The following is a 1,099-nucleotide window of genomic DNA, read 5'->3' on the forward strand; positions in this document are numbered from 1 at the left end:
AGCAAAAGAAAGGATTATCAAAGCTGGCAAAGTTGGAACACAAAGAATATATCTGATACATAGACCACAAAGATACATGTGTAAAAAAACAGGGAAAAGCTTCAGAAATGAGAAGATAAGTTATAGATGGCAAAGAATAACAAGAGCAGAGACAGAAAACCTTGTAAAGAATTTGCGTAAGATGAGCATATCGGCAACCGCGAAAGAGCACGGTGTAAGTGTGAGAACTGTGAGTAATTTATTAGATTCGATTGAAGTAAAGGTAGATTGGACGAAATTTCAAGATATGGAAGATATAAAGTTAGGGATAGATGAACACTCATTTAGAGGGTTTAAGATGGTGACGACGATAGTAGAATTGAACACATCAAACACGATAGCGATATTAAAATCAGACAAAAAAGAAGAGTTGAAAGGGTTTTTAAATAAAATACCGTATAAAATAAAACAAAAGATAACAGAAGCGGCTATCGATATGAGAACCTCTTTTAAGAATGCAGTCAAAGAAGAATTACTTGGAGTGAAAGTAGTAGCGGACCATTTTCATGTAGTAAAAGACGCACAGAAAAAGCTAAGAGAAAGTATAAAGATAGAAGAAGAAGTAACGAATAACAATAAAAAGATACCTGTAAAATTGTTCTTTTTGAATGGAAAGAAATTATTAAAAGAGAAGAAAAAGGTAAAGAAATTATACAAAACATTGAAGGAACATCCATATCTAAAAGAGTATTATAGATACCTACTAATGTTGAAATGGATGTATAAAGCAGAAACGTATGAAGAAGGGAAAAGAAGATTACACATATTGATAGGGAAGATGGAAGAAAGTGAAGATCCTCAGGTATGGAGATGGGCCAAAACATATATAAGGTGGGAAAAAGAAATACTCCAATATTTCGTTAATAGAACAACGACGGCTAAAGTAGAAGGACGTCATACGCACATAAAATTAATAAAAAGAATAAGTTTTGGATTCAAGGAAGTTTTGAGATATACCAAAAAAGTTCTATTAGGAGTGATGCCAGAAAGATTCATAAAACTACCAAATTTCATCACAGAAGGAACAACATATTGTAAACAGTTATCCTTTCTGAGCTGA

General features: G+C 32.7%; 1 protein-coding gene. It reads left to right on the top strand.

Going from position 1 to position 1,099, the window contains the following annotated elements; translation table 11 throughout:
* Window positions 1–1,099 (top strand): ISL3 family transposase (locus ACW9JY_RS10415; RefSeq protein WP_457284326.1); only part of this gene is annotated, 1,099 nt, incomplete at its 5' end.

Source organism: Petrotoga sp. DB-2, assembly GCF_054051725.1.